The following is a 25,276-nucleotide window of genomic DNA, read 5'->3' on the forward strand; positions in this document are numbered from 1 at the left end:
CCGTACGACCGGCCGCCCCCACCGTGGTGGGGGACGACGTCTTCAGCAACGACACACTCGGCGCGGACGCGATCGTCACCGTCACCGTCGAAGCGGCGGACGACACCGCAGGACCCGACGGCGGCGTACCCGACGCCACCGCCGTGTTCACCACCGAACCCGCGTCCACATCCGCCTGCGTCACCACATACGTACCGGTGCAGGTCGCGGACTCCTGCGGGGCCAGCGTCGTCACCGGGCACGAGACCACCGGAGGCGTCCCCGTCCCCGAGAACGACGTGTCCGCCGCCGAGACACCCGTCAGCGTCTCGTTCCCGGTGTTGACCACCAGGTAGGAGTAGGTGACCGTACGACCGGCCGCCCCCACCGTGGTGGGGGACGCCGTCTTCAGCAACGACACACTCGGCGCCGGCGTGGCCGTGACCGTCACCGTCGAAGGGGCGGACGACACCACGGGACCCACCGGCGGGGTGCCCGACGCCACCGCCGTGTCGACGATCGAACCGGCGTCGATGTCGGCCTGCGTCACCTCGTAGGTGCCGGTACAGGTCGTTGACTCCTGGGGGGCCAGCGTCGTCACCGGGCACGAGACCACCGGAGGCGTCCCCGTGCCCGAGAACGACGTGTCCGCGACCGAGACACCGGTCAGCGTCTCGTTCCCGGTGTTCACCACCAGGAACGAGTAGGTGACCGTGACCCCGGCCGCGCTCACCGTCTGCGGGGACGCCGTCTTCAGCAGCGACAGGCCGGGGGCCGGCGTGCCCGTGATCGTCACCGTGGAGGGGGCGGACGTCACCGCCGGGCCCGTCGGCGGGGTGCCCGACGCGGTCGCGGTGTTGACGATCGAGCCGGCGTCGATGTCGGCCTGCGTCACCACGTACGTGCCGGTGCACGTCGTCGAGTCCTGGGGGGCCAGCGTCGTCACCGGGCAGGAGATGACCGGAGGCGTCCCCGTGCCCGAGAACGAGGTGTCCGTCGCGGTGACGCCGGTCAGCGTCTCGTTGCCGGTGTTGACCACCGTGTACGAGTAGGTGATCGTCTGCCCCGCCGTCGTCGCGGCCGACGGGGAGGCCGTCTTCAGCAGCGAGATGCCGGGGGCCGCGGCGATGGTCACCGTCACCGCGGACGGCGGGGACGACACCGCCGGTCCCGTCGGGGGTGTGCCGGACGCCACCGCCGTGTTCGCCACCGAGCCGGCGTCCACGTCCGCCTGCGTCACCACATACGTACTGGTGCAGGTCGTGGACTCCTGTGGGGCCAGCGTCGTCACCGGGCACGAGACCACCGGAGGCGTCCCCGTCCCCGAGAACGACGTGTCCGCCGCCGAGACACCCGTCAGCGTCGCGTTCCCGGTGTTGACCACCACGAACGAGTAAGTGATCGTCGCCCCGGCCGACGTCACCGTGGCCGGCGAAGCCGTCTTCAGCAGCGACAGGCTCGGCGCGGACGCGATCGTCACCGTCGCCGTCGAGGGGGCGGACGACACGGCCGGGCCCGTGGGCGGCGTGCCCGACGCCACCGCGGTGTTGACGACCGAACCGGCGTCCACGTCCGCCTGCGTCACCACATACGTACCGGTACACGTCGTCGAATCCTGCGGCACCAGCGTCGTCACCGGACACGAGACCACCGGAGGCGTCCCCGTACCCGAGAACGACGTGTCCGCCGCCGAGACACCGGTCAGCGTCGTGTTGCCGGTGTTGACCACCAGGTAGGAGTACGTGACCGTACGCCCTGCCGCCCCCACCGTGCTCGGCGACGCCGTCTTCAGCAACGACAGGCTCGGCGCCGGCGTGACCGTCACCGTCACCGTGGAAGGAGCGGACGACACCGCCGGGCCCGTCGGCGGCGTCCCGGAGGCCACCGCCGTGTTCACGATCGAACCGGCGTCCACGTCCGCCTGGGTCACCACGTAGGCGCCGGTGCACGTCGTGGACTCCTGTGGGGCCAGCGTCGTCACCGGGCACGAGACCACCGGAGGCGTCCCCGTCCCCGAGAACGACGTGTCCGCCGCCGAGACACCGGTCAGCGTCTCGTTACCGGTGTTCACCACCAAGTACGAGTAGGTGACCGTCACCCCGGCCGACGTCACGGCGGTGGGCGAGGCCGTCTTCAGGAGCGACATGCTCGGGGCCTGTGCGATCGTCACCGTCGCCGTGGACGGAGCGGACGACGTCGCCGGGCCCGTCGGCGGCGTCCCCGTCGCCACCGCCGTGTTCACCACCGAACCGGCGTCCACATCCGCCTGCGTCACCACATAGGTCCCGGTGCAGGTCGTGGACTCCTGCGGCTCCAACGTCGTCACCGGGCAGGAGATCACCGGAGGCGTCCCCGTGCCCGAGAACGAGCTGTCCGTGGCCCCCACATCGGTCAACGTCGTGTTCCCGGTGTTGACCACGGTGTACGAGTAGGTGACGGTCGCCCCGGCCGACGTCACGGCCGTGGGGGACGCGGTCTTGAGCAGCGACAGGCTCGGTGCGGACGCGATCGTCACCGTCGCCGTCGAGGGAGCGGACGACACCGCAGGACCCGTCGGCGGCGTACCCGACGCCACCGCCGTGTTCACCACCGAACCCGCGTCCACGTCCGCCTGCGTCACCACGTAGGTCCCGGTACAGGTCGTGGACTGCTGCGGCTCCAGCGTCGTCACCGGGCACGAGACCACCGGCGGCGTCCCCGTGCCCGAGAACGAGGTGTCCGCAGCCGAGACACCGGTCAGCGTCGCGTTCCCGGTGTTGACCACCAGGTAGGAGTACGTCACCGTACGACCGGCCGCCGTGACCACCGTGGGAGACGCCGTCTTCAGCAACGACACACTCGGCGCGGGCACGATGGTCACCGTCGCCGTGGACGGCGGGGACGACACGGCGGGTCCCGTCGGCGGCGTACCCGACGCCACCGCGGTGTTGACGATCGAACCGGCGTCCACGTCCGCCTGCGTCACCACGTAATCGCCCGTGCACGTCGTCGAGTCCTGCGGGGCCAGCGTCGTCACCGGGCACGAGATGACCGGAGGCGGCCCCGAGCCCGAGAACGACGTGTCCACCACTCCCACACCGGTCAACGTCGCGTTCCCGGTGTTCACCACGGTGTACGAGTAGCCGACCGTCGGCCCGGCCGCTGTCACCGTGACGGGCGTGGCCGTCTTCAGCAGCGACAGGCCCGGCGCCGGGGCGATCGACACCGTCGCCGTCGAAGCGGCGGACGACACCGCAGGACCCGTCGGCGGTGTGCCTGAGGCCACCGCGGTGTTCACCACCGAACCGGCGTCCACGTCCGCCTGCGTCACCACATACGTGCCGGTGCAGGTCGTGGACTGCTGCGGCTCCAGCGTCGTCACCGGGCACGAGACCACCGGAGGCGTGCCGGTACCTGAGAACGAGGTGTCCGCCGCCGAGACACCGGTCAGCGTCGTGTTACCGGTGTTGACCACCAGGTAGGAATACGTCACCGTACGACCGGCCGCCCCCACCGCACTCGGCGACGCCGTCTTCAGCAACGACAGTCCACGTCCGCCTGCGTCACCACATACGTACCGGTACAGGTCGTCGAGTCCTGCGGGGCCAGCGTCGTCACCGGGCACGAGATCACCGGAGGCGTCCCCGTCCCCGAGAACGAGGTGTCCTCCGCCGAGACACCCGTCAGCGTCGCGTTCCCGGTGTTGACCACCACGAACGAGTAGGTGATCGTCGCCCCGGCCGCTGTCAGCGTGGTGGGGAAGGCGGTCTTCAGCAGCGACAGGCCCGGCGCCGGGGCGATCGACACCGTCGCCGTCGAAGCGGCGGACGACACCGCCGGACCCGACGGCGGCGTGCCGGACGCCACCGCGGTGTTCACCACCGAACCCGCGTCCACATCCGCCTGCGTCACCACATACGTGCCGGTACAGGTCACGGACTGCTGCGGCTCCAGCGTCGTCACCGGGCACGAGACCACCGGAGGCGTGCCGGTACCTGAGAACGAGGTGTCCGCCGCCGAGACACCGGTCAACGTCGTGTTCCCCGTGTTGACCACAAGGTAGGAGTACGTCACCGTACGACCGGCCGCCCCCACCGCACTCGGCGACGCCGTCTTCAGCAACGACAAGCTCGGCGCCGGCGCGATCGTCACCGTCGCCGTCGAGGGAGCGGACGACACCGCCGGGCCCGTCGGCGGCGTGCCTGAGGCCACCGCCGTGTTCACCACCGAACCCGCGTCCACGTCCGCCTGCGTGAGCACATACGTGCCGGTACACGTCGTCGAATCCTGCGGGGCCAACGTCGTCACCGGGCACGAGATGACCGGAGGCGTCCCGGTGCCCGAGAACGAGGTGTCCGCCGCCGAGACACCCGTCAGCGTCGCGTTCCCGGTGTTCACCACAAGGTACGAGTACGTCACCGTCGCCCCGGCCACCGTCACCGTCGCGGGAGAAGCCGTCTTCAGCAGCGACAGACTCGGCGCGGACGCGACGGTGACCGTCGCGGTAGAGGGAGACGACGACACCGCCGGACCCGACGGCGGCGTGCCGGACGCCACCGCCGTGTTCGCCACCGAGCCGGCGTCCACGTCCGCCTGCGTCACCACATACGTGCCGGTGCAGGTCGTGGACTCCTGCGGGGCCAGCGTCGTCACCGGGCACGAGACCACCGGTGGCGTCCCCGTACCCGAGAACGACGTGTCCGCCGCCGAGACACCCGTCAGCGTCGCGTTGCCGGTGTTGACCACAAGGTAGGAGTACGTCACCGTACGACCGGCCGCCGTCACCGTCGTCGGGGACGCCGTCTTCAGCAACGACAGCCCCGGCGCGGACGCGATCGTCACCGTCGCCGTGGACGGAGAGGACGACACCGCCGGCCCGGACGGCGGCGTCCCGGAGGCCACCGCCGTGTTGACGACCGAACCGGCATCGACATCCGCCTGCGTCACCCCATACGTGCCGGTGCACGTCGTGGACGCCTGTGGCGCCAGTGTCGTCGCCGGGCACGAGATCACCGGCGGCGTCCCCGAACCGGAGAACGACGTGTCCACCACCGAGACACCCGGCAACGTCGTGTTCCCCGTGTTGACCACGAGGTAGGAGTACGTCACCGTACGACCGGCCGCCGTCACCGCCGTGGGAGATGCCGTCTTCAGCAGCGACAGGCTCGGCGCCGGCGCGATCGTCACCGTCGCCGTGGACGGAGCGGACGACACCGCGGATCCGGTCGGCGGCGTGCCCGACGCCACCGCCGTGTTGACGACCGAACCGGTGTCCACGTCCGTCTGCGTCACCACATAGGTACTGGTGCAGGTCGTGGACGCCTGGGAAGCCAGCGTCGTCACCGGGCACGAGATCACCGGCCGCGGCCCCGAGCCGGAGAACGACGTGTCCACCACCCCCACGCCGGTGAGGGTCGTCTGCCCGGTGTTCCTGACCAGATACGAGTAGGTGACCGTGCGGCCGGCCGCCGTCACCGCGGTGGGGGACGCCGTCTTCAGCAGGCTGAGCGACGAGACCTGGACGGGGACCACCAGCGGTGCGGCCGCGGCACTGGTCCCCTGCTGGGTCGGTGTGTCGGCGCTGGCGTAGCTGACGGACGCGGTGTTGGTGACGGTCGTGCCCGGCGAGTTCGGCCCGAGGGTGACGCGGAACGTCACGGAGGTGGACTGGCCGACGGCCAGGGTGCCCCCGGTGAATGGCCCCGCTCCCGTCCCCAGTTGCGCGCCGACCGTGTTGTTCACGAACTGCGCCTGGTCGTCGCCGACGGCGTCGGTCTTGGGCCCGGCGTTCGGCCCCGAGGCGACGCTGATGCTCCCGGGAATGTAGACGGTGTTGGCGGGGATCGGGTCGGTCAGCAGCACGTTGACCGCGTCGTCGTCGCCCGTGTTGGTCACGGTGACGGTGTACTGCACCACGGAGCCGGGCACGGGAGTCCCGCCCCCCACCACCTGGGCGGACTTGGTGGTCTGGATGTTCGCCTGGTGGAGGTCGATCTGCGTGAAGAAGACCTGTGGCCAGTAGGCGTCGCCGGAGGTGCGGAACGTGAACTGGGCGGAGGTGTCGTTGTTCCTGAACGCCGACGACGCGTCGATGATGTTGGAGTCGTAGCCCAGCGTGTTGGTGTAGGCGGGATTCCGGTTGGTCACCTGGTTGCCGAGCGTGGCGATCGTGGAGTTGAAGAAGTTGTTCGCCAGGTGGAGGGCGTCGCTGAGCGTGACCTGCGGGCCGTTGGTGGTCTTGACGAGCAGGGAGTCCCCGACGATCGCGTTGTCGCCGTCGTAGGCGATCTGGCCGAGCTGGACGCTGACGTTCCCGGTGACGGGGGTGCGGAAGCCGGAGATGCTGATCGTCGTGTCCGGCGCGCCGTTCTGCTGGTAGATGAAGCCGTCGGACAGGCTGATGTTCCGCAGCGGCAGCGCCGGGTCCCGGTAGGCCACGACGAGGGACCAGCCGCCGAACGCGCCGAGGCCGTCGGAGCCGCGGCCCGCCTGGATGTTCGCCACGCTGTACGTGCCGGCGCCGGCCGCCGCCACGAGGGAGGTCACGTCCGCCGAGGCCCCGTAGACGATGCCCGCGGCGGTGACGTTGTCGGGGGTGTCACCGAGGGAGGACGCGGGAGCGGTGATCGTCTGGTAGGTCGACGACCCGGGTGCCTTGATCTGCACGTGGTGGCGCAGCGCGATGTTCGGGGACAGCCGGTTGCCCGCGGGCAGCCCCGGCGTGTCGGTCGTGGTCTCGCTCCGCGCGCCCCAGTAGAGCCGCGCGTACGCCACCTGGGCGCCGGACGACATCGTGAGGTCGGCGGTGCTGGAGTTGAAGGTCGACGCGTCGCTGTCCACGTCGACGAAGGTGGCGGCGACGTTGTTGTTGCCCGAGCCGTTCCTGCGGGTGGTGCAGTCACTCACGGCGGGCGGGTAGCAGGTCAGCACCGTGTTCCCGGCCCGGGTCACCGCACCCCGGTAACTGTCCGTGTACCGCTGCGAGAACGCGATCGGCGCCGCCCGCGCCGCGGCTCCCGCCAGGCCCGCCTCGAACTCGGCCGCGTCCCTGGCCTCGGCCGCCGGCGCGCGACGCGCGGGCAGGTCGCCGGGTGCCACGGCGTCCCGACCCGCCGGCGCGTCCTGCACGGCGGCGGGCTCATCCCGCGCGGCCGGCTCATCCTGCGCGGCGGGCTCGTCCTGCGCGGCGGGCTCATGCTGCGCGGCGGCAGGTGCGTCCACGCAGGACTCCCCCGCGGTCGCGCTGATCGTCGAGGTGGCCGACTCGTCGCCGGGCGCCGGGATGACGTACCGGACCGTGGCGCGCTCCCCGGCGGCGAGGTCGCCGGTCCACTTCAGCGACGGCTTCTCGTAGGTCACCGTGCCGGTGGTCGCCTCCGCGTCACCGATGACGCCGTCGGCGGAGGTCGCGGAGAGGTCGTCGGAGAAACCCGCCGCCCTCGCGGTGACGCCACCTTTGTTGACGACGAGAACCGTGACGGTCGCCCGGTCCCCGTCCGGCCGCACCGTCCGTGTGACCCGCAATGGGGGACCGGTACGCCCGGGCCCGCAATCGACCACGAATGACGCGTCGGTCCGCCCGTCGTCAATGAAGTCGGAAGGGTCGTACGCTATCGGCCCCAAACCTATCGCGAACGCGATGAAACCTGACAACGCGCTCGTGGAAAACACCTGCGCGTGTGAGCGATAGCCGACAACCCCAGCCTCCCGCGGGCCTTCCGACGATGTGCGTCGAACCGTCAGTCGGGGGGCTTCGTTCCGGTACACCATGATCATGAGTGGAACGCCTGTGGAATTACCACGTGGCCGAGGACGCGAAACTTCGCCGGAAAACATATTGAGGAAGAGCTGACGGACACCACGGCGACCGGGCCAGGCATCATCGAATCAGCTGAAATGCAGCACTGAGCCCAATTTCGATGGCCGAAAACCGGAGAAAATCACCGATCAGCCGCGCGCCGCGTCGTAAGCCTCGCGGGCCGTGACGACGTCGCCGAGTTTGTCCTCGACCCAGCGGCTGAGTGCCCACACCTGCTCGGCGACCTCGCGGCCCATAGGGGTCAGGGAGTAGTCGACGCGGGGTGGGATGACCGGCTGGGCGGCGCGGTGGACGAAGCCGTCACGCTCCAGGGTCTGCAGGGTCTGGGCGAGCATCTTCTCGCTCACGCCGCCGACGTGGCGGCGCAGCTCGCTGAAACGGTAGGAGCGTTCGCGCAGCGCGGCCAGGACCAGCACACCCCAGCGGCTCGTCACGTGTTCGAGCACGAGCCGGGACGGGCACTCGGCACGGTTGACGTCCGGCCCCGGGGACACTTCGACACTAACTTCCACAGCAGTACCTTACGTGAAGGTGGGTACTTACCACCGAACCAGTGCTACCTCTAGGGTAAGCATCGAAGTCATCCCACATGCACCTGCAAGAGGACGAAAATGAGCATCGTCATCACCGGCTCCACCGGACACCTCGGCCGTCTGGTCATCGAGGATCTGCTCGCGCGAGGAGTTCCGGCGGACGGCATCACGGCGGTCGCGCGCAGCGAGGAGAAGGCCGCCGGCCTCGCCACGCGCGGGCTGCGCGTGCATATCGCCGACTACGACCGGCCGGAGACGTTCGCGGGCGCGTTCCACCCCGGGGACCGGGTGCTGCTGATCTCCAGTCCGGTGCTCGGCAACCGCGTGGCCCAGCACGGCGTGGTGGTCGACGCGGCCAGGGTGGCGGGGGTGGCGCAGATCGCGTACACCAGTGTGTTCGGCAGCCCCCAGGCGGACTTCCTGCTCGCACGGGAACACCAGGGGACCGAGCAGTTGATCCTCGACTCCGGGCTGCCGTACACGTTCCTGCGGAACAACTGGTACACCGAGGTGTACCTCGGCGACCTCCCCGGCACGCTGGAGAGGGGCGTGCTCCTCTCCAACGCGCCCGAGGGCAGCCGTGTCGCCTCCGCTCCCCGCGCGGACTACGCCGCGGCGGCCGCGGTCGTCCTGAGCACCGACGGGCACCTGGACACGGCGTACGAGCTCAGCGGTGACGTCGCGTGGTCGTTCGAGGACTTCGCCGAGGAACTGACCCGCCTGTCCGGCCACAAGGTCGTGCACGTCTCGGTCCCCGCCGCCGAGCGCAGGCAGATCCTGGTGAGCGCGGGCGTCCCCGAAGGCTTCGCCGACGTCCTGGTGGACGTGGACGAGGCCATCGGACGCGGGGCCCTGGCAGGGACGCCGGGGGACCTGGCGCGGCTCATCGGACGGCCCACCACGCCGGTCCCGTCCGTCATCGCGGCGGCGCTGGCGTCCTGACAGCCCTGACAGCTCGTTGACCTGCTCTTTGGTGACAAACTTCACATCATGGGATGATTGGGCATATTTCGGACACCCTCCTGGTTGAGCCGCCTGTAACACCGAGCACGCGGCCTCCGGAGGATCCCGGAGGTCGCGTGCCGACCAAGGAGAAGACAGGAACATGAGCAAGATCACTCGGCACCTGGCCACCGCGGCTGCCACCCTCACCGTCGCGGGCGGGATGCTCTGGGCGCCGGCGGGGCCGCTTCCGCGGCGACCTACTCGACCGCGGACGGCGGTGCCCGTGACCATGTGACCCAGATTTCCCACGTGTGGCACGAGAACAAGGGCGTGCGCTGGGACGGTCACCGCTGGTGGCACCGGTACACCAAGCACGGTGACTGGTACAGCACCGATCACGGCCGCCGTTACCGCTTCGACGGCCACCGTTTCTACCGGTGGGACGACGGCACGTGGAAGCGCCTTTCGTCCGCCTACGCCCGTCACCACGGTTTCGACCGGAGGGACTTCCCGAGGAACGGGCACGGGCACGACGGGCACCACGGCCACGGGCGCTGAAACCTGACGCCCCGGGCGCTCACCCCCTCGGGTGAGCGCTGATCCCCCGGACGGCCGCACCTCCACGCCTGCGGCCCCGGCCGTCCAGGGATCTCGGCCACCCGCGCCACCGCGTCCAGGCGGGTTTCAGTGCCGCCAGCGGATGCGGGCGGCGATCTCCTCAGGGGTGGCGCCGGCGAACAGGGCGATCTCGCCGCGGCGGACCGTCGCGATGGTGTCGATGACGGCTTCGCCGAAGGCCCGCGCCAGGACGGGGTCGGCGGTGAACGGCGGGAGTGCCTCCTCCAGTGAGGACGGCAGGGGTGCCGGGCCGTCGAGCGTGGCCGGGTCGGCGTCCACGGGGGGCGGCAGGGTGGCGCCGGTGGTGAGGCCGTCGTGGGCCGTGGCGAGGAGGGCGGCCAGGGCCAGGTAGGGGTTGGCTGCCTGGTCGAAGCACTTGACCTCCAGGTTGGCGGCGTGGTGGCGTTCGCCCGCGGCGCCGGTGACGAAACGGAGGGCGGCCTCCCGGTTCTCCAGGCCCCAGCAGGCGAAGGCGCCCGCCCAGTGGGAGGGGACCAGTCGCAGGTAGCTCGCGACCGAGGGGGCACCGACGGCCAGGAGGGCGGGAAGGTGGGACAGGACGCCCGCCGTGAAGGCCTCGCCCTCGGAGGTGAGGCCGTAGGGGCCCTGCCCGCCGGACATCAGGTTGACGTCGTCGCGCCACAGGCTGACGTGCACGTGGCCACCGTTGCCCACGCCGCCGGCGAGGACCTTCGGGGAGAACGACGAGCGCAGGCCGTGGTTCAGGCTGACGGCACGGATGGTCTCACGGACCAGCACGGCGGTGTCGGCGGCGCCCACGGGGGTGTCCACGTCCACCGAGATCTCGTACTGCCCGGCGGCGTACTCGGGGTGGATCTGCACCACCGTGACCCCGGCGGCGGTCACGGCCTCCATGATGTCGCGCAGGTAGTCGGCCCGCTCGGTGAGGCGCGTCATGCCGTACGCGGGGCCGGCGCAGGCGGGGGTGAAGTCGTCGCCCTCCCCCACGGAGGCGGCCCACTCCACCTCGAACGCCGCCCGCACGGTGAACCCGTCGGCGGCCAGCCGCCGCACCTCGCGGCGCAGCAGATGGCGCGCGTCCAGGGGATGCGGCCTGCCGCCCTGGTCGAAGCGGTCGGCGGGCGCCCACGCCCAGCCGGGCAGCGCGGTCAGCGGCGCCAGCCGGTCGAGATCGGGGTGCAGGCGCAGGTCGCCCACCGGGCCGCCCGCGAAGCGGCCCTGGACGATGGAGTCGTCGAGCAGGAAGGCGTCGAACACGGGCGAGGCGCCGATGCCCCACGCCGCGGCGTGCGGCAACCGGGCGAGCGGCACGGCCTTGACCCGGGTGATCCCGCTGGTGTCCACCCACGTGACCGCGACACCCGTCACGCCCTTCCCGGCCAGCTCCTCGGCCTTGCTCCTGGCCTGCGCGGCGCGGCGCGTGCGCTCCTCTTGGTCCATTCCGCTTCTTCTACATGATGGGCATCGTGACGTCCATGGAGATGCTCAGGTGCGTGGCGGAACTCCGCCTCGTGGACCACCACTGCCACGGCGTGCTGGAGGACGACCTCGGCCGCGCGGACTTCGAGTCCCTGCTGACCGAGGCGGACACCCCCGCACCGGGGACCACGCTGTTCGACTCGCTGTCCGGCCTCGCGGTGCGCCGCTGGTGCGCACCCGTGCTCGGCCTGCCGCCGCACGCCCCCGCCGACGACTACCTCGCGCGCCGTGCCGAACTCGGCGCCCCCGAGGTGAACCGCCGGTTCCTGCGGGCCGCCGGCCTCGCCGCCCTGTGCGTGGACACCGGCTTCGCCACCGGCCGCCTGCTGTCCCCGGAACGGATGGCCGAGGAGTCCGGGGCCCATGCGTACGAGATCGTGCGGCTGGAACAGGTCGCGGAGGAAGTGGCGGCCCGGCATCCGTCCCCCCGCGAGTTCGCCGGCGCCGTACGGGCCCGGCTGGCCGAGCGCGCCGCCGACGCCGTCGGCGTGAAGTCGATCGCCGCCTACCGGGCCGGCCTGGCGCTCCCGCCCATACGCCCGTCCGACGCCGAGGTCACGTCCGCCGTGGAACGCTGGCTCCCCACGATCGGCGACGACCAGCCCCGGCTCGCCGACATGACCCTGCACGCCTTCCTCGCCTGGTGCGGCGTGGACCTCGGCCTGCCGATCCAGTTCCACGTCGGCTACGGCGACGCCGACGTGAACCTCCACCACTGCGACCCCCTGCTCCTCACCCCCTGGCTCCGCGCCACCGCCCCGCACGGCACCCCCGTCATGCTCCTGCACAACTACCCCTACCACCGCAACGCCGCCTACCTCGCCCAGGTCTTCCCCCACGTCTACGCCGACGCCGGCCTCGCCACCCACAACGCCGCCCACCGCGCCCCCACCGTGATCGCCGAAACCCTGGAACTGATCCCCTTCGGCAAGTTCCTCTACTCCTCCGACGGCTACGCCCTCCCCGAACTCCACCACCTCGGCGCCCTCTGGTTCCGCCGCGCCCTCGACACATTCCTACGCTCGGGCCTCGACACCGGCGAGTGGACGCACGACGACGCCGAACACATCGCCCGCCTGGCCGGGGCCGAGAACGCCCGCCGGGTCTACCGGCTGGACGAGCGCGGGCCGGCCGCCGCAGGTGAGTGAGCCGGCGACGTCACTCCGGCGAAGCGCCCTGTCGGCCGGACCGGACCGCGACGTGTGGGCCCGCCGGCCCGGTGGTGAACCGCCTGGTCCCGAACCGTTCCTACCATTGGAGACATGGCAGCGCGTGACAACGAACTCGGGGGTTTCCTCCGTGCGAGCCGGTCCCGGCTCGACCCAGGTGACGCGGGTCTGGCCGGCGGCACGCTCGGCCGACGGGTCCCGGGCCTGCGCAGGGAAGAGGTCTCGGTCCTCGCCGGTGTGAGCGCCGACTACTACGCCCGGCTGGAGCAGGGCCGGGAACGCAACCCTTCGGCGCAGGTCATCGACGCCGTCGGCCGTGCGCTGAGATTGTCCTCCGAAGCCCGCGAGCACCTGTTCCGGCTGGCCGGCCTCAACCCGCGCCCCGGCTCGGACACTTCTCGTGACCTCGTCCACCCCTCGCTGCTGGAGCTGCTGAACGCCTTCCCGTCCTCGGCGGCCTACGTGCTAGGCCGGGCGTTCGACGTGCTCGCCACCAACGCGATCGCCGACGCCCTGCTCGCGCCCTTCGGGCAGGAACGCAACATGCCGCGCATCCTCTTCACGCACCCGGAGGCGAAGTCCGTGTTCGCCGACCGGGAGCCGCTGCGCCGCAGCACCGTACACGCCCTTCGGCTCAACGCCGGGCGGTTCCCGGGCGACGAGGTCATCGGCGGGCTGGTCGAGGAGCTGTCGGCGACGTCGCCCGAGTTCGAGGAGCTCTGGAACGGCCACGAGGTCGGCAGCCTGACGCGGGCCTTCAAGGTCTTCGTGCATCCGGTGGCGGGCCGGATCGAGCTGACGTACCAGACCTTCGACGTGCACGACGCCCCTGGGCAGCAGCTCCACGTCGGCACCCCGCGGCCCGGCTCCCGCAGCGAGAAGGCGCTGGCCGGCCTGGCGACCTGACTGGCCCGCCGGCTCCTAGGAGCCCCGCACCTCGGCAGCGGCTGCCTCCCCATCGGGGGACCCACCGTCCACCATCGATGCGATGGCGACAGACCCGGGTTCCCAAGGAGCACACGCATATGTCAACCCCGACCGTGTACGCGATGACCATCGACGGCGAGGCCGTCCCTGCGGCCTCGACCTACGCTGTGATCGATCCGGCCACGTCCCAGGTGGCCGGGCAGGCGCCGGACTGCACCCCCGCGCAACTGGACGCCGCCGTCGCCGCCGCCCGCCGCGCGCAGCCGGGATGGGCGGCCCTGCCTCTGGCGGACCGCCGGCAGTACCTGCGCGCGACCGCCGAGGTGATCGACGCGAACGCCGCGGAGCTCGCCCGGCTCGTCACCCTGGAGCAAGGCAAGCCGTTGGCCGCCGCGACCGGCGAGGTGGCCGGGCTGAGCCACTGGCTCCGTGAGACCGCGGCCCTCGACCTCTCGGTGACGGTGAACCAGGACGACGCGGACCGGCGGTCGATCACCCGCCACATACCGCTGGGGGTGGTCGGGGCGATCATTCCGTGGAACTACCCGATGGGCCAGCTTTCGTTCAAGCTCGCTCCCGCCCTGCTGGCCGGCAACGCCATGGTCGTGAAGCCGTCGACGTTCACCCCGCTGTCGGCGCTCCGGCTCGGCGAACTGCTGCGCGGCGTGCTGCCGGCCGGGGTGGTCAACGTCGTCACCGGCGGCGAGGAGCTGGGCCCGTGGCTGACCCGGCACCCGGGCATCGACAAGATCAGTTTCACCGGGTCGACCCGGACCGGACGCGAGGTCATGGCCGGCGCCGCCGCCTCGCTGGCCCGCGTCACGCTGGAACTCGGTGGCAACGACCCGGCGATCGTCCTGCCGGACGCCGACGCCGACCTTGTCGCCGAGCGGCTGTTCTGGGGTGCGTTCAGCAACGCCGGTCAGATCTGCCTGGCGGCCAAGCGCCTCTACCTGCATGCCGACGTGTACGACCGGATCGCCGCGCGCATGGTCGCCCTCGCCGGGCAGGTGACGGTCGGCAACGGCCTGGACGAGGGCGTGCAGATCGGCCCGGTCTCCAACCGCCGCCAGTACGACACCGTCATCGACCTGCTCCGGGACGCCCGGGACCACGGCTACGAGTTCCTCACCGGCGGGCTGCCGGATAAGGAACCGGACGGGCTGTTCCTGCGGCCCACCCTGATCGGCGACCCTCCGGAGGACGCGAGGATCGTCCGGGAGGAGCAGTTCGGCCCGGTGCTGCCGCTGCTGAGGTTCCACGACGTCGAGGACGCCATCGCCCGCGCCAACGCGAGCGAGTACGGCCTGGGCGCCTCGGTCTGGTCCGCAGACCCGGACGCCGCCCTGGCCGTGGCCGAGCGGCTCCAGGCCGGCACCGTCTGGGTGAACGAGATCATGCACCTGTCGCCTCTCGTGCCCTTCGGCGGCCTCAAGCAGTCCGGCGTCGGGGTCGAGAGCGGCCAAGCCGGCCTGCTGGAGTTCACCGAGCGGCAGACCATCGTGGTCAAGCGGCGCGATCAGTGAGCGTGATCGTCGCCGATGCGCTCCGAGATCTCGAACATGTCGCCCGCGACACCCGCCAGCCCATCGTGTCGACCCAGAACGAGCGGGCTTTCGGTCGCCTCCGGACGGAAGACATCGCCGATCAGTAGAACCGCGGCGACACACTGACCACCGCGGTTCCGATGAAGGTGCGTACTCCGCGCCGTGGGGTGAAGTCGATCGCCGCCTGATCGACTCGATCAGGGCCGAGCGACCGGTGCCGGGCCGTACCGCTCCAGCAGGGCACGCTTGTCCGGTTTGCCGCTGGTGGCGACCGGGACCGTGTGCACCGTCGTGACGGTCGCGGGGACGGCCTCCTGGCCGAGTTCGGCGCGGACCAGTGCGGTCAGCGTGTCCGGGTCCGGGATGTGGCCGGGGGACGGCACGACGAACGCGTGCACGGCCTCTCCGGTGCGCTCGTCGGGGGCGCCGGTCACGTACGCCTCCGCCACGCCGGGGTGGCCTGCCAGGACGCGTTCGATGGGGCCGGCGTAGACGACGGTGGCGTTGACCAGGATGACGTCCCTGGTGCGGCCGGCCAGGTACAGCAGGCCGTCGTCGAGGTGGCCGAGGTCGCGGGTGCGGAGCCAGCCGTCCCGCAGCACCTCGCCGGTCTCCTCGGGACGGTCCCAGTAGCCCGTCATGAGGTAGGGGCTGCGCACATGGATCTCGCCGGACCGGCCCGCGGGGACCGGGCGGCCCTCCTCGTCGCGCACGCTGATCTCGACGGCGGGGTGCGGGAAGCCGGCCGAGGCCGCCGCCCGGCCGGGAAGGCGGGTGATGTCGGCGGGGGTGAGCATGGTGATCAGGCTGGCCTCGGTCATCCCGTACCCGTGGTAGACGACAGGGCCGAGCCGCTCCACCGCCTCGGTCAGCCGGCGCGCGCTGATCGACGACCCGCCGACCATGACCGCGCGCAGGCTGCCCACCTCGACCGGCTCGTCCTTGAGCAGGTCCAGCATCTGGCACAGCCGGGGGGCGGCCATGACGGTGCCGGTGAGCCGGTGCCGTTCGATCGCGTACGGGAACAGCGGGCGTCCGTCCTCCTCGGGGATCACCGCGGTGCCGCCGCCGAGCAGGCACAACATCAGGTAGTCCAGGATCACCGGGCTCGCCAGGGTGCCGAACACCGCGAAGCGTTCGAAAGACCCGGCCAGCGCGGCGGCCATCGGGGTCCAGTTGCGGGGGTTGTAGGACCAGTGCGCGTCGAGCGCGCGATAGGTGAAGGCGCAGCCCTTGGGCTCCCCGGTGCTGCCGCTGGTGAAGGACAGCAACGCCACGTCGCCGGGGCGGCACGTGACGCCGGTGACACGGCCGCCGCCGGGGTGGGCCAGCAGGTCGGACGCGCCGGCGACCGGCCCGAGCGACAGCACCGCGGCCGGCCCGGCCGCGCCGAGCAGTTCCGGGGTCGCCGCCGAGGCGTCGGTGACCACGGCGTCGACGTCCATGCCGAGCACGTGGGCGAGCCAGGAGGCGGTGTACCCGGGCCGTACGCACAGCACGCGGCAGCCGATCGTGTGCGCGGCCATGTGCGCGGCGAACGCCTCCGGCGACACACCGGCGCTGAGGGCGACGCCCCGGCCCGGCCCGAGGCCCGCCTCGCGCAACGCGCCGGCCAAGCGTTCGATGAGGTCAAGCAGTTCACCGCGGGAGACGAGCCTGTCCCCCTGTTCGAAGGCCGTGCTGCCGGGTGAGTCCCGCAGCGCCTCAAGCAGGGGGTACGGAAAGAGCGGTTCGGCGGATTCGTGCATGTCAGGCTCCTGAGCTCGGCGTCTTCCGCAGCCGTGGTCCGCTCCGCCCCGGTACGGGCGGAGGCGACCACGATGTCAGGCCTCAGGGCAGGACGGAAGGCGGGCGCAGGCCACCAGGTGGCTCTTCTCGGCTTCGTGCAACGGGCCGGTGGCGCCGTTGGTGTGGTAGAGGCACTTGTCCACCGGGGGGGCGTCCTCCCAGGAGGCGTGGAGGCGGGGGACGGCGGACAGGAGCTGGCGGGTGTAGGGGTGCAGCGGGTCGCCGAAGACTTTCTCGGTGTCTCCCATCTCGACGATGGCGCCGCGGCGGAGCACGACCGTGCGTTCGGCCAGGTAGTTGCCGAGGGAGAGGTCGTGGGTGATGTAGAGGACGCCGAGGCCGCGGGTCTTGAGGTCGGCCAGGAGGTTGAGCACGTCGATGCGGGTGGACGCGTCCAGCATGCTGGTGATCTCGTCGGCCACCAGGAGCTTGAGGTCGAGCAGCAGCGCCCTCGCGATGAGGAGGCGCTGGAGCTGGCCGCCGCTGAGCTGGTGGGGGTACTTGTTCAGGACCTGGCCGGGGTTGAGACGCACCGAGGTGAGGGCTTCCTCGACGCGCTGGTCCCAGGCCTTCTCGGCGGGGTAGTACTGCTCCTTGATCATGGTGAAGACGCGGTCGGCCTTGAACACCGGGTTGTAGGAGCTGAACGGGTCCTGGAACACGCCCTGGACGTGCCGGTAGTAGGACTTGCCGGGCTTCACGGGCGTGCCGTCGAACGAGATGGTGCCGGAGGTCACCGAGGTGAGGCCGAGGATCATGCGGCCGATCGTGCTCTTGCCGCTACCACTCTCCCCGATCAGTGACACGACCTCGCCGGGGCGGACGTCGAAGCTGACCCCGCCGACGGCCGTCAGCGTCTTGCCACCGAAGGCGCCCACTTTGTAGACCTTGGTGACGTCATCGAGTACGAGCATCATGCCTTCCAGCACGCGACGAAGTGGTCGGGTTCGATCTCCACCACCGGCGGCTCCTCCTCGGCGCACTTGGCGAACGCGAGGGGGCACCGGTCCCGGAACCGGCAGCCGGAGGGCGGGGCGAGCAGCGAGGGCGGGCTGCCGGGGATGCCGGACAGTTTCTTGTCGGCGTACCGGATGCCGACCTCGGGCAGCGAGTTGATCAGTAGCTGGGTGTACGGGTGCTTGGGCGCGTTGACGATGGCGCGGGCGGGCGCCTTCTCAGCCAGCCGCCCGGCGTACATCACCATGATGGTGTCGGCGATCTGGTAGGTCAGCGAGATGTCGTGCGTGATGAAGATCATGCTCTTCACGAAGCCCGACCGCCGGAACCCGACCAGCGCGCCGGCCACCGCCTTCTGCGTGGACACGTCCAGCGCGGAGGTGATCTCGTCGGCGATGAGCAGCGACGGGTTGAGCAGGGTCGAGATGACCATGACCATGCGCTGCTTCATGCCGCCGGACAACTCGATCGGGTACCGGTCGAGCACCTCGGGCGACAACTCCACCTGTTCGAGGCGGTTGAGCAGTTCGTCCTTGTCGAGCTTGCGCCCCCGGGACCTGACCAGCTCGCCGACCATCTTGCCGATCTTGCGGGTCGGGTTCATGGCGCTCATGGAGTACTGCGGGATCAGCGACACCCGGTGGTAGCGGTAGGCGTTCATCCGGGCGTCGTCCGCGATGGGCAGCACCTCGCCGTCGAGCTCGACGGTGCCGCCGACGTGCTTCATGCGCCCGTCCATGCGGATCAGGCTCTTGCCGAGCGTGGTCTTGCCGCAGCCGGACTCCCCCGCGAGGCCGAGGATCTCGTCGTCCTTGACGGAGAACGTGACGCCGTCCAGCGCCTTCACATCGCCCTTCAAGGTCCGGTAGTAGACCTTGAGGTCGTTGACCGTGAGGCTCATGTCTCCCTCAGCTTCGGGTTGAAGACCTCGTCGAGGCCGACGTTGGCGACGTACAGCGCCCCGACGATCGCGGTGATGCCGGCGCCGGGCGGCACGAACCACCACCACAGGCCGAGGTGCAGGGCGCTCCACTGGTGGGCGTTCTGCAGCATCAGGCCGAGCGACACGCCCTCGGTGGGGCCGAGCCCGATGAAGTCGAGCGACGACGCGATGAGGATGGAGCCGCCGAACAGCAGGATGAACGTCATGAACAGGTAGGAGCTCATGTTCGGCGCGATCTCCCGAAGGATGATCTTCGGGGTGCGCACGCCGCTGAGCCGGGCGAGGTCGACGAACTCCCGGGTGCGCAGCGAGAACGTCTGCGCCCGGATGGCCCGCGCCGCCCACGGCCAGCTCGTCAGGCCGATGAACAGGGCCTGCACGCCGACGCTGCGGATGCCGAGGTAGGCGTTGATGATCAGCAGTACGGCCAGGGTGGGCAGCACCAGGATGACATTGGTGATCATGTTGAGGATCTCGTCGAGCCACCCGCCGCGGTAGCCCGCGAGGAAGCCGACGACCATCCCGATGATCGCCGCCAGCCCGCCGCCGAGCGCCCCCACGACGAACGTGGTGCGCAGGCCGTACACGAACTGGACCCAGATGTCCTGGCCGAAGGTGTTGGTGCCGAGCCAGTACTGCGACGACGGCGGCTGCATCGGCATGCCGGAGTACGCGTTCGGCACCCCGCTGACGAGGACGGGGCCGAAGACCCCGATGCCGAGCAGCACCAGGATGATCCCGAGGCCGATGAGCAGTTTGACGTTGCGGAAGGCGAAGTAGAGCGCCTCGCGCCGCACGGTGGTCGTGGTCTGCGGCAGCGCGGTGTCGATGACGGTCATGCGGCGGCTCCCGCCATGCCGGCGCGGGTGCGCGGGTCGACGACGACGTAGACGATGTCGATGATGAAGTTGGCGATCAGCACGCCGAGCACGATGAACAGGAACGTGCCCTGGAGCAGGAAGAAGTCCTGGTTCTGGATCGCCTTGAGTATGAGGCTGCCGAGGCCGGGATAGGAGAACACGATCTCGGTGACCAGCGCTCCGGCGACCAGCACGCCGAGTTGCAGGGCGAGGCCGGTGATCTGCGGCAGCACCGCGTTGCGGAAGGCGTACTTGCGGATGAGCCGCCGCGGGGCGCCGAGCGCGGCCAGGTAGTTGGAGTAGTCCGACTCCAGCTCGTAGATGATCATGTTGCGCATGCCGATGGCCCAGCCGCCGAGGGCCACCAGGAACAGCGACGCGAACGGCAGGGCCCAGTGCAGCAGGAGGCTCCCGATGAACTCCAGCGACAGGTTGGGCCGGAGCGAGAAGCTGTAGCCGCCCGCCACAGGGAAGACGCCCGCGACCACACCGAGGCCCCAGGCGAGGATCACCGCGATCCACATGTACGGCGTGGCCGTCAGCACGTAGCCGACCGGCAGCACCGTGTTGTCGAGCAGCTTGCGGCGCGCCGCGAACGCGCCGAGGCGGTTGCCCACGACCCAGCTCAGCAGCACGGCCGGGATCATCAGGCCGAGGGTGTAGGGGACGGCGCCGAGGATGACGGTGGAGACCGGCGTCGGGAACACCCACACGCTGATGCCGAAGTCGCCACGCAGCAGTGCCGCCCAGAAGTTGAGGTACTGCCGCCACAGGGGCTCGTCGAGCCCGAACAGGTTGGTGTAGTAGGCCCGCATGGCCTCCAGCGCCTCTGGCTGGGTCACCCGGGCCCGGGCCAGCATGCTGGCGACGGGGTCCCCGGGCATGAACCGCGGGATCATCCAGTTCACCGTGACGGCGACGAAGAACGTCAGTCCGTAGATGAGCAGCTTCCTGCCGAAGTATTGGCGCACGAGATTCTCTCCAGAAAAGCCCCCTCCCGCGGGGCGGGAGGGGGCGAGGTCATCCGGTCAGGGGTTCGCCGGCTGAAGCTGGGCGATGGTCTCGAATCCGCCGAGTTCCATCCAGTTGCGCCATGACACCGGCGCGGTCTTCGGTGCGTTCGGTGCCGAGGAGGGCCAGTTCTTCCAGACCGAGCTGCTGACCTGGGACCACAGGCCGTTGTACCAGAGCGGGATGATCGGCATCTCCTCCAGGGTGATCTTCTGCAGCTTGGACGTCACGGCCTTCATGCCCTCGACGTCCTCGGGCTTGACCTGGTCGAGCTCCCGCACGAGGTCCCATGCCTGCTTGTTCTCGTACCGGCCGAAGTTGACCGTGTTCTGCACGTCACGGATCGGGAGCTGGAAGATGTAGTCGTAGTAGGTCCACGGGCTGTTGGACAGCCCGCGCTCGTTGTTGATCAGCATGTCGAACTTCGCGTTGCCGCGCTGCTCCACCAGGGCGTTGAAGTCGGGGAACTCGGGAGTGACGTTGATCCCGGCCTCCTTGGCGCTGGCCGCGATGACCCGGATCGACTCCATCCAGTCGGTCCAGCCGGACGGCACGATCAGCTGAAGGTTGATCTTGGAGCCGTCCTTGTTCTCCACCATCCCGTCGCCGTCACGGTCGCGGTAGCCGGCGTCGGCGAGCAGCTTCTTGGCCTTGGCCGGGTCGTAGCTGAAGCCGGACGAGCTCACCACGCGCTGGTCGACGAACTGCTCCCACTGGGGCAGCAGGCCGGTCGGGCTGGCGACCTTGACCAGGTTGCCGTAGACGCCTTCGACGATCTTCTTGGTGTCGACGGAGAAAGCGAGCGCCCTGCGGAACGCGGCGTCGTTCATCGGCTTCTTGGTGGTGTTCAGCACCAGCCACGCCGTGTTGGCCGACAGCATGTACGGCGGCTCGGGGTAGAAGGTCGTGATGCCGAAGTTGCCCTTGACGAGGTTCGCCGCGCCGGGCAGGAAGTTGTTGCTGAGGTCCAGGCCCTTCTGCAGCAGCAGGCCCATCGCCACCTCGTTGCTGGAGTTGACGATGTCCACGATGTACTTGGGCTTGGGGTCCATCTTGAGTGCCGTCTTGCCCCACCAGTCGTCGCGCTTGACCCAGATCACGCGGTCCTGGTCGTGGCTCATGTACTTGTAGGCGCCGGTGGCGACGGGGTTCTCGTTGACGCCGTCAAGCACGTCCTGTTCCGAGCGGCCCTTCCAGATGTGCTCGGGCACGATGGACCTGTTGTAGAGGTTGAAGTCCCACTGCTGGTAGTTGGCCTTCTCGAAGCTGAACTTCACCGTCTGCGGGTCGACGGCCTCGACGCCGCTCAGGAAGTCCCAGATGTTGTGGTACGGGATGGTCTCCAGCTTGCCGAGCTCGTAGGTGTACTTCACGTCGGCCGAGGTGAACGGCTTGCCGTCCGACCAGGTGACGCCGGAGCGGAGCTTCACCTCGAACGTCTTGTCGTCGGTCCAGGTACCGCTCTCGGCGAGCCAGGGCACGAGCTTGCCGGTGTTGGGGTCGAAGTGGAACAGCGTCTCGTACGCGAGGCCCTTGGTTCCCGTGGCCGAGTCCCACTCGCGGATGGGGTTGAAGTTGGCGGGCGGGCCCCACTGGGTGCCGCTCATGTAGAGCGTCTCGTTGCGGGGCAGCGAGTTCGGGTTCGCCGGGTTGGCGGCCGGGGCGCTCGCCGAGCCGGAGCCTTGGGAGGCGGGGGGCGTGGATCCGCCGCCGGTACACCCCGCGGCCACCACGCCGGCGACGATGAGCGGGACCAGGTACCGCGCTCGGTTTCGCATCGTGTTTCTCCTTCCTCCGCGAGCCGATCGCGGAGGGTCCGAACAACCTTCAGGCTCCGATGGAGAGGATTCGCGGGAGCGTGCTCCCGGCCGGGCCGGGGTCCGGGGCGGGGTCACGGTGACCGAGCGTGAGAGCGTTCTTGGGAGCGCTCCCATACTCGCCCGAGCCGCGTCCACGTTCAAGGACCCGATTGTCGTCACACCTCACCCCGGGCCGCGGGACAGCCGGCCCGGTCATGCTGTCGAGCCAGCTCAAGCAGCGTTTGGTGAACCGGATAAGTACGGTGAACGTAAATTCCGTGTGTCTGGTGTGTCAATAGTCGTGACCCGTTTGAGACACCGCCGGACGCTCACGGGGGCATCAGAGGCGGTGTTACGGGCATGGATGTGCGCCTTTTCGCGCCTATCCTTAACTTGGTTAAGTGCCCAATTTGGGGGCCTATGCCCGAATTCACGCCACAGCGCGGATCACGCTCCGCCACCACATGGGGAGCGTCATCGCAGGGTACGTAGTAAGGTGCGCGGCAGAACCCCGTAACGTAACCGGTTCAGCCTGGGGGCCGACGTGAAACGACCGACCATCGCCGACATCGCGCGCCGGGCCGGAGTCTCCAAGGTGGCCGTCTCCTACGCGCTGAACGACCGGCCCGGCGTGTCCGAGGCCAAGCGGGCCGCGATCAAGGCCATCGCCAAGGAGATCGGCTGGCGGCCCAACAGCGCCGCCCGCGCGCTCAACGGCGCCCAGGCCCGCACGGTCGGCCTCGTGGTGTGCCGGCCCGCGCGCATCCTCGGCATGGAGCCGTTCTTCATGGAGCTGATCAGCGGCATCGAGGGCGAGTTGTCCGCCCGGCGCTACGCCCTGATGCTCCAGGTCGTCACCGACCACGAGCAGGAGATCGAGGCGTACCGCCGCTGGTGGGGCGAGGGACGCATCGACGGCGCCATCCTGGTGGACCTCCACTTCGACGACCCCCGGGTGACCGAGCTCCAGGCGCTCACCCTGCCCACCGTCGTCATCGGGCACCCCGCCGAGTCCGGCAGCCTGGTGCCCGTGTGGTCGGACGACTCCTCCGCCGTCCACGAGACCGTGCGGTACCTGAGCGCGCTCGGCCACCGCAGGATCGCCCGGGTCGGCGGGCTGCCGCAGCTCGTGCACACCGTGCTGCGCGACCGCGCCTTCGACGCCGTGTGCGAGGAGCTCGGCCTGACCGGCCACACCATCGTGCACACCGACTACACCGGCGAGGAGGGCGCGCGGGCCACCCGGCGGCTGGTCAGCTCCGCCGACCGGCCGACCGCCATCGTGTACGACAACGACATCATGGCCGTCGCCGGGTTGTCGGTCGCGCAGGAGATGCGGCTCGACGTGCCCGGCGACCTCTCCATCGTGGCGTGGGACGACTCGCCGCTGTCCCAGGTGGTGCGGCCCGCGCTGACCGCGCTCAGCCGGGACATCCCGGCGTACGGCGCGCACGCGGCACGGCGGCTGATGAGCCTGATCGCCGGCGACGAGGTGGGCGGTTTCGAGGACGAGGCCGCACGGCTGACCCCGCGGGGAAGCACCGCGCCGCCCCCGGCGGCCCTGTCGCCGGCCGCCGCGCTGCAATGATCGATGGCGATCTTAATGATGTTGGTTTTTATAGGAATATGTGAGGCATTTCCGCGTACCGTAGACGTGGAACGGGGTTACTACCGCGAGATCAAGGGAAGTTGCGACCTGGTTCGAGCTGGTCGATCAACCGCCGAAGGTGGCTGACCGCCCGACACGCTCGCGAGGGCGTTTCAGCGGTGGCGACGGTCATTTCGCCGGCGACAGGTGAACCACGGAAGAGGTCGTGATGACGAACGAGGTCACGGAAGGCAAGACCGCGGCGCGGGAGCTCGCGGCGCGGCTGCCCGGCTGGATGGTCTGGTACGGCGAGCACACCCGCCGGTACTGGGCCACGCCGCGCTCCAAGGCGGCGGCGCGGGGCGTGCTCGCCGAGGCGGACAGTCCCGAGGAGCTCGAGGACATCGTGCGCCAGATGACGGACGGCACGCCGCGGCCCGCCCGCGCGCCGGAGCCGCAGCGGGACGCGCGCGAGATCCAGGGATCGGAGACCGTGCGTTCCCCGCAGAACCCCGCCGAGCCGCGGCACAGCCGGGAGCCGGTGGGCGCGCGGACCGCGCGCGACTGACGGCTTGCTCCTTCCGGGGCCCGGCGCGTTGATCGGACAATAGGATCCCGGTATGGCGGAGGTCCTGTCACGAGACGGCACGTGGATGTTCGACGGTGAGACCCTGCGCGTGATCCCCTCGCGGGACCGTCACGTCCACAAGCTCCGGCAACTGCTCGGCGAGCGGGCCGTGCCCCTGGCCGCGATCGCCGGCATCGCGTACGAGCCGGGGCGCAAGGGTGGCGGGCTGCGCCTGCGGCTGCGTGAGGGCGCGGATCCGTTCGTGTCCGCCACCCAGGGCCGGGTGCCGGACGCCGCCGACCCCTACCGGCTCACCGTCGACGCCGGGCGTACCGGCGTGGCCGAGTACTTCGCCGACGAGGTGCGCAACTCCCTGCTCATCGAGCAGGTCCCCGACGGCCCGTGCGACTCCTGGCTGCTCCCCGGCCCCGCCGTCCCCCTCACGGCGTCCGCCGGGGACGGTTCGGCCACGTTCGACGGCGAGCGCGTGCACCTCAACTGGAACTGGGCCACCGAGTCAGGCAAACGCTCCGCGGGCCCCCAGCAGTTCTCCGTGCGCGACCTGGCCGGCGTGGACTGGACCCCCTCGGTGGGCCTGGAGAACGGTTTCGTCCGCTTCCGCCTGAAAGGCGCCCCCGACACCCGCCAGCCCCCCAAACACGACCCCCACTGCCTGGTCCTGTGGGGCCTCGACAAGGAGACCCGCACCGTCGCCATGCTGGTCACTGCCATGACGGTCCGCCAGCCCCCCCCCCCCCCCCCCCCCCCCCCCCCCCCCCCCCCCC

20 protein-coding genes are annotated in these 25,276 nt (G+C 70.4%); 10 read left to right on the forward strand and 10 right to left on the reverse strand.

From position 1 onward, the window contains the following. From ABGB17_RS37570 to ABGB17_RS37580, 3 genes are all read right to left on the reverse strand, one after another. On the reverse strand, nucleotides 1-3,499 hold a 3,499-nt coding region (locus ABGB17_RS37570), incomplete at its 3' end, for a hypothetical protein (protein ID WP_347638922.1). Next, nucleotides 3,493-7,482 carry a hypothetical protein gene (locus tag ABGB17_RS37575; protein WP_347638924.1) on the reverse strand — a complete coding sequence of 1,330 codons (3,990 nt, stop codon included), beginning with the start codon at nucleotides 7,480-7,482 and terminating at the stop codon, nucleotides 3,493-3,495. The genes ABGB17_RS37575 and ABGB17_RS37570, both read right to left, overlap by 7 nt. Nucleotides 7,483-7,905: 423 nt before the next feature. Then, a complete protein-coding gene (locus ABGB17_RS37580) occupies nucleotides 7,906-8,289 on the reverse strand; it encodes a helix-turn-helix domain-containing protein (protein ID WP_347638926.1) in 384 nt (127 codons plus the stop codon). Nucleotides 8,290-8,388: 99 nt separating this feature from the next. On the opposite strand from ABGB17_RS37580, the gene ABGB17_RS37585 reads away from it, so the two are divergent. The 3 genes from ABGB17_RS37585 (at nucleotide 8,389) to ABGB17_RS37595 (ending at nucleotide 9,813) form a co-directional block, all read left to right on the forward strand. Then, nucleotides 8,389-9,252, forward strand: a complete 864-nt coding sequence (locus tag ABGB17_RS37585; protein WP_347638928.1) for an SDR family oxidoreductase — start codon at nucleotides 8,389-8,391, stop codon at nucleotides 9,250-9,252. 163 nt (nucleotides 9,253-9,415) lie between these two features. After that, a complete protein-coding gene (locus ABGB17_RS37590) occupies nucleotides 9,416-9,550 on the forward strand; it encodes a hypothetical protein (RefSeq protein ID WP_347638930.1) in 135 nt (44 codons plus the stop codon). Continuing rightward, nucleotides 9,547-9,813 (forward strand): hypothetical protein, encoded by a 267-nt coding sequence (locus ABGB17_RS37595; RefSeq protein WP_347638932.1) that lies wholly within the window; start codon nucleotides 9,547-9,549, stop codon nucleotides 9,811-9,813. Before ABGB17_RS37590 ends, ABGB17_RS37595 begins: the two co-directional genes overlap by 4 nt. Nucleotides 9,814-9,939: 126 nt before the next feature. Here ABGB17_RS37595 and ABGB17_RS37600 read toward each other — a convergent pair whose 3' ends face one another. Then, nucleotides 9,940-11,295 carry a glutamine synthetase family protein gene (locus tag ABGB17_RS37600; protein ID WP_347638934.1) on the reverse strand — a complete coding sequence of 452 codons (1,356 nt, stop codon included), beginning with the start codon at nucleotides 11,293-11,295 and terminating at the stop codon, nucleotides 9,940-9,942. 35 nt (nucleotides 11,296-11,330) lie between these two features. Here ABGB17_RS37600 and ABGB17_RS37605 point away from each other — a divergent pair, with 35 nt between their 5' ends. The 4 genes from ABGB17_RS37605 (at nucleotide 11,331) to ABGB17_RS37620 (ending at nucleotide 15,084) form a co-directional block, all read left to right on the forward strand. Then, the gene (locus ABGB17_RS37605; RefSeq protein WP_347638959.1) at nucleotides 11,331-12,482 is read left to right on the forward strand and encodes an amidohydrolase family protein; all 1,152 of its coding nucleotides are present in this window, start codon (nucleotides 11,331-11,333) and stop codon (nucleotides 12,480-12,482) included. A gap of 114 nt (nucleotides 12,483-12,596) precedes the next feature. Further along, complete coding sequence (locus tag ABGB17_RS37610) at nucleotides 12,597-13,409, forward strand: helix-turn-helix transcriptional regulator (protein ID WP_347638936.1); 813 nt, start codon at nucleotides 12,597-12,599, stop codon at nucleotides 13,407-13,409. A gap of 119 nt (nucleotides 13,410-13,528) precedes the next feature. Next, a complete protein-coding gene (locus ABGB17_RS37615) occupies nucleotides 13,529-14,956 on the forward strand; it encodes an aldehyde dehydrogenase family protein (protein WP_347638938.1) in 1,428 nt (475 codons plus the stop codon). Continuing rightward, the gene (locus tag ABGB17_RS37620) at nucleotides 14,953-15,084 is read left to right on the forward strand and encodes a hypothetical protein (RefSeq protein WP_347638940.1); all 132 of its coding nucleotides are present in this window, start codon (nucleotides 14,953-14,955) and stop codon (nucleotides 15,082-15,084) included. The genes ABGB17_RS37615 and ABGB17_RS37620 overlap by 4 nt, the downstream gene beginning before the upstream one ends. 90 nt (nucleotides 15,085-15,174) lie before the next feature. On the opposite strand, the gene ABGB17_RS37625 is transcribed toward ABGB17_RS37620, so the two are convergent. From ABGB17_RS37625 to ABGB17_RS37650, 6 genes are all read right to left on the reverse strand, one after another. Next, nucleotides 15,175-16,725, reverse strand: coding sequence for a class I adenylate-forming enzyme family protein (locus ABGB17_RS37625; RefSeq protein WP_347638942.1), 1,551 nt, complete (start codon nucleotides 16,723-16,725; stop codon nucleotides 15,175-15,177). Nucleotides 16,726-16,800: 75 nt separating this feature from the next. Beyond that, nucleotides 16,801-17,679 (reverse strand): ATP-binding cassette domain-containing protein, encoded by an 879-nt coding sequence (locus ABGB17_RS37630; RefSeq protein ID WP_347638944.1) that lies wholly within the window; start codon nucleotides 17,677-17,679, stop codon nucleotides 16,801-16,803. Further along, the gene (locus ABGB17_RS37635) at nucleotides 17,679-18,623 is read right to left on the reverse strand and encodes an ABC transporter ATP-binding protein (protein ID WP_347638946.1); all 945 of its coding nucleotides are present in this window, start codon (nucleotides 18,621-18,623) and stop codon (nucleotides 17,679-17,681) included. Before ABGB17_RS37635 ends, ABGB17_RS37630 begins: the two co-directional genes overlap by 1 nt. Next, entirely contained in the window at nucleotides 18,620-19,504 is an 885-nt protein-coding gene (locus tag ABGB17_RS37640; RefSeq protein ID WP_347638948.1) for an ABC transporter permease, read from the reverse strand. The genes ABGB17_RS37635 and ABGB17_RS37640 overlap by 4 nt, the downstream gene beginning before the upstream one ends. Beyond that, the gene (locus ABGB17_RS37645) at nucleotides 19,501-20,496 is read right to left on the reverse strand and encodes an ABC transporter permease (RefSeq protein ID WP_347638950.1); all 996 of its coding nucleotides are present in this window, start codon (nucleotides 20,494-20,496) and stop codon (nucleotides 19,501-19,503) included. The genes ABGB17_RS37640 and ABGB17_RS37645 overlap by 4 nt, the downstream gene beginning before the upstream one ends. A 57-nt stretch (nucleotides 20,497-20,553) precedes the next feature. Next, nucleotides 20,554-22,314: an ABC transporter substrate-binding protein gene (locus tag ABGB17_RS37650; protein WP_347638952.1), complete on the reverse strand. Its 1,761-nt coding sequence runs from the start codon at nucleotides 22,312-22,314 to the stop codon at nucleotides 20,554-20,556. A gap of 565 nt (nucleotides 22,315-22,879) precedes the next feature. Between ABGB17_RS37650 and ABGB17_RS37655 the strand changes: the two genes are divergently transcribed. The 3 genes from ABGB17_RS37655 to ABGB17_RS37665 form a co-directional block, all read left to right on the forward strand. After that, nucleotides 22,880-23,923 carry a LacI family DNA-binding transcriptional regulator gene (locus ABGB17_RS37655; RefSeq protein WP_347638954.1) on the forward strand — a complete coding sequence of 348 codons (1,044 nt, stop codon included), beginning with the start codon at nucleotides 22,880-22,882 and terminating at the stop codon, nucleotides 23,921-23,923. A gap of 229 nt (nucleotides 23,924-24,152) precedes the next feature. Beyond that, nucleotides 24,153-24,491 (forward strand): hypothetical protein, encoded by a 339-nt coding sequence (locus tag ABGB17_RS37660; RefSeq protein WP_347638955.1) that lies wholly within the window; start codon nucleotides 24,153-24,155, stop codon nucleotides 24,489-24,491. A 52-nt stretch (nucleotides 24,492-24,543) separates the two neighbouring features. Continuing rightward, on the forward strand, nucleotides 24,544-25,276 hold a 733-nt coding region (locus ABGB17_RS37665), incomplete at its 3' end, for a DUF4429 domain-containing protein (RefSeq protein WP_347638957.1).

The organism is Sphaerisporangium sp. B11E5 (assembly GCF_039871875.1).
In the GTDB taxonomy this organism is placed as follows: domain Bacteria; phylum Actinomycetota; class Actinomycetes; order Streptosporangiales; family Streptosporangiaceae; genus Sphaerisporangium.

Bases quoted from the DNA above. Each gene is read 5' to 3' on its own strand.
- ABGB17_RS37585 (WP_347638928.1), top strand. From the start codon at position 8,389: ATGAGCATCGTCATCACCGGCTCCACCGGACACCTCGGCCGTCTGGTC.
- ABGB17_RS37590 (WP_347638930.1), top strand. From the start codon at position 9,416: ATGAGCAAGATCACTCGGCACCTGGCCACCGCGGCTGCCACCCTCACC.
- ABGB17_RS37600 (WP_347638934.1), bottom strand. From the start codon at position 11,295: ATGGACCAAGAGGAGCGCACGCGCCGCGCCGCGCAGGCCAGGAGCAAG.
- ABGB17_RS37605 (WP_347638959.1), top strand. From the start codon at position 11,331: ATGGAGATGCTCAGGTGCGTGGCGGAACTCCGCCTCGTGGACCACCAC.
- ABGB17_RS37610 (WP_347638936.1), top strand. From the start codon at position 12,597: ATGGCAGCGCGTGACAACGAACTCGGGGGTTTCCTCCGTGCGAGCCGG.
- ABGB17_RS37615 (WP_347638938.1), top strand. From the start codon at position 13,529: ATGTCAACCCCGACCGTGTACGCGATGACCATCGACGGCGAGGCCGTC.
- ABGB17_RS37625 (WP_347638942.1), bottom strand. From the start codon at position 16,725: ATGCACGAATCCGCCGAACCGCTCTTTCCGTACCCCCTGCTTGAGGCG.
- ABGB17_RS37630 (WP_347638944.1), bottom strand. From the start codon at position 17,679: ATGCTCGTACTCGATGACGTCACCAAGGTCTACAAAGTGGGCGCCTTC.
- ABGB17_RS37635 (WP_347638946.1), bottom strand. From the start codon at position 18,623: ATGAGCCTCACGGTCAACGACCTCAAGGTCTACTACCGGACCTTGAAG.
- ABGB17_RS37640 (WP_347638948.1), bottom strand. From the start codon at position 19,504: ATGACCGTCATCGACACCGCGCTGCCGCAGACCACGACCACCGTGCGG.
- ABGB17_RS37650 (WP_347638952.1), bottom strand. From the start codon at position 22,314: ATGCGAAACCGAGCGCGGTACCTGGTCCCGCTCATCGTCGCCGGCGTG.
- ABGB17_RS37660 (WP_347638955.1), top strand. From the start codon at position 24,153: ATGACGAACGAGGTCACGGAAGGCAAGACCGCGGCGCGGGAGCTCGCG.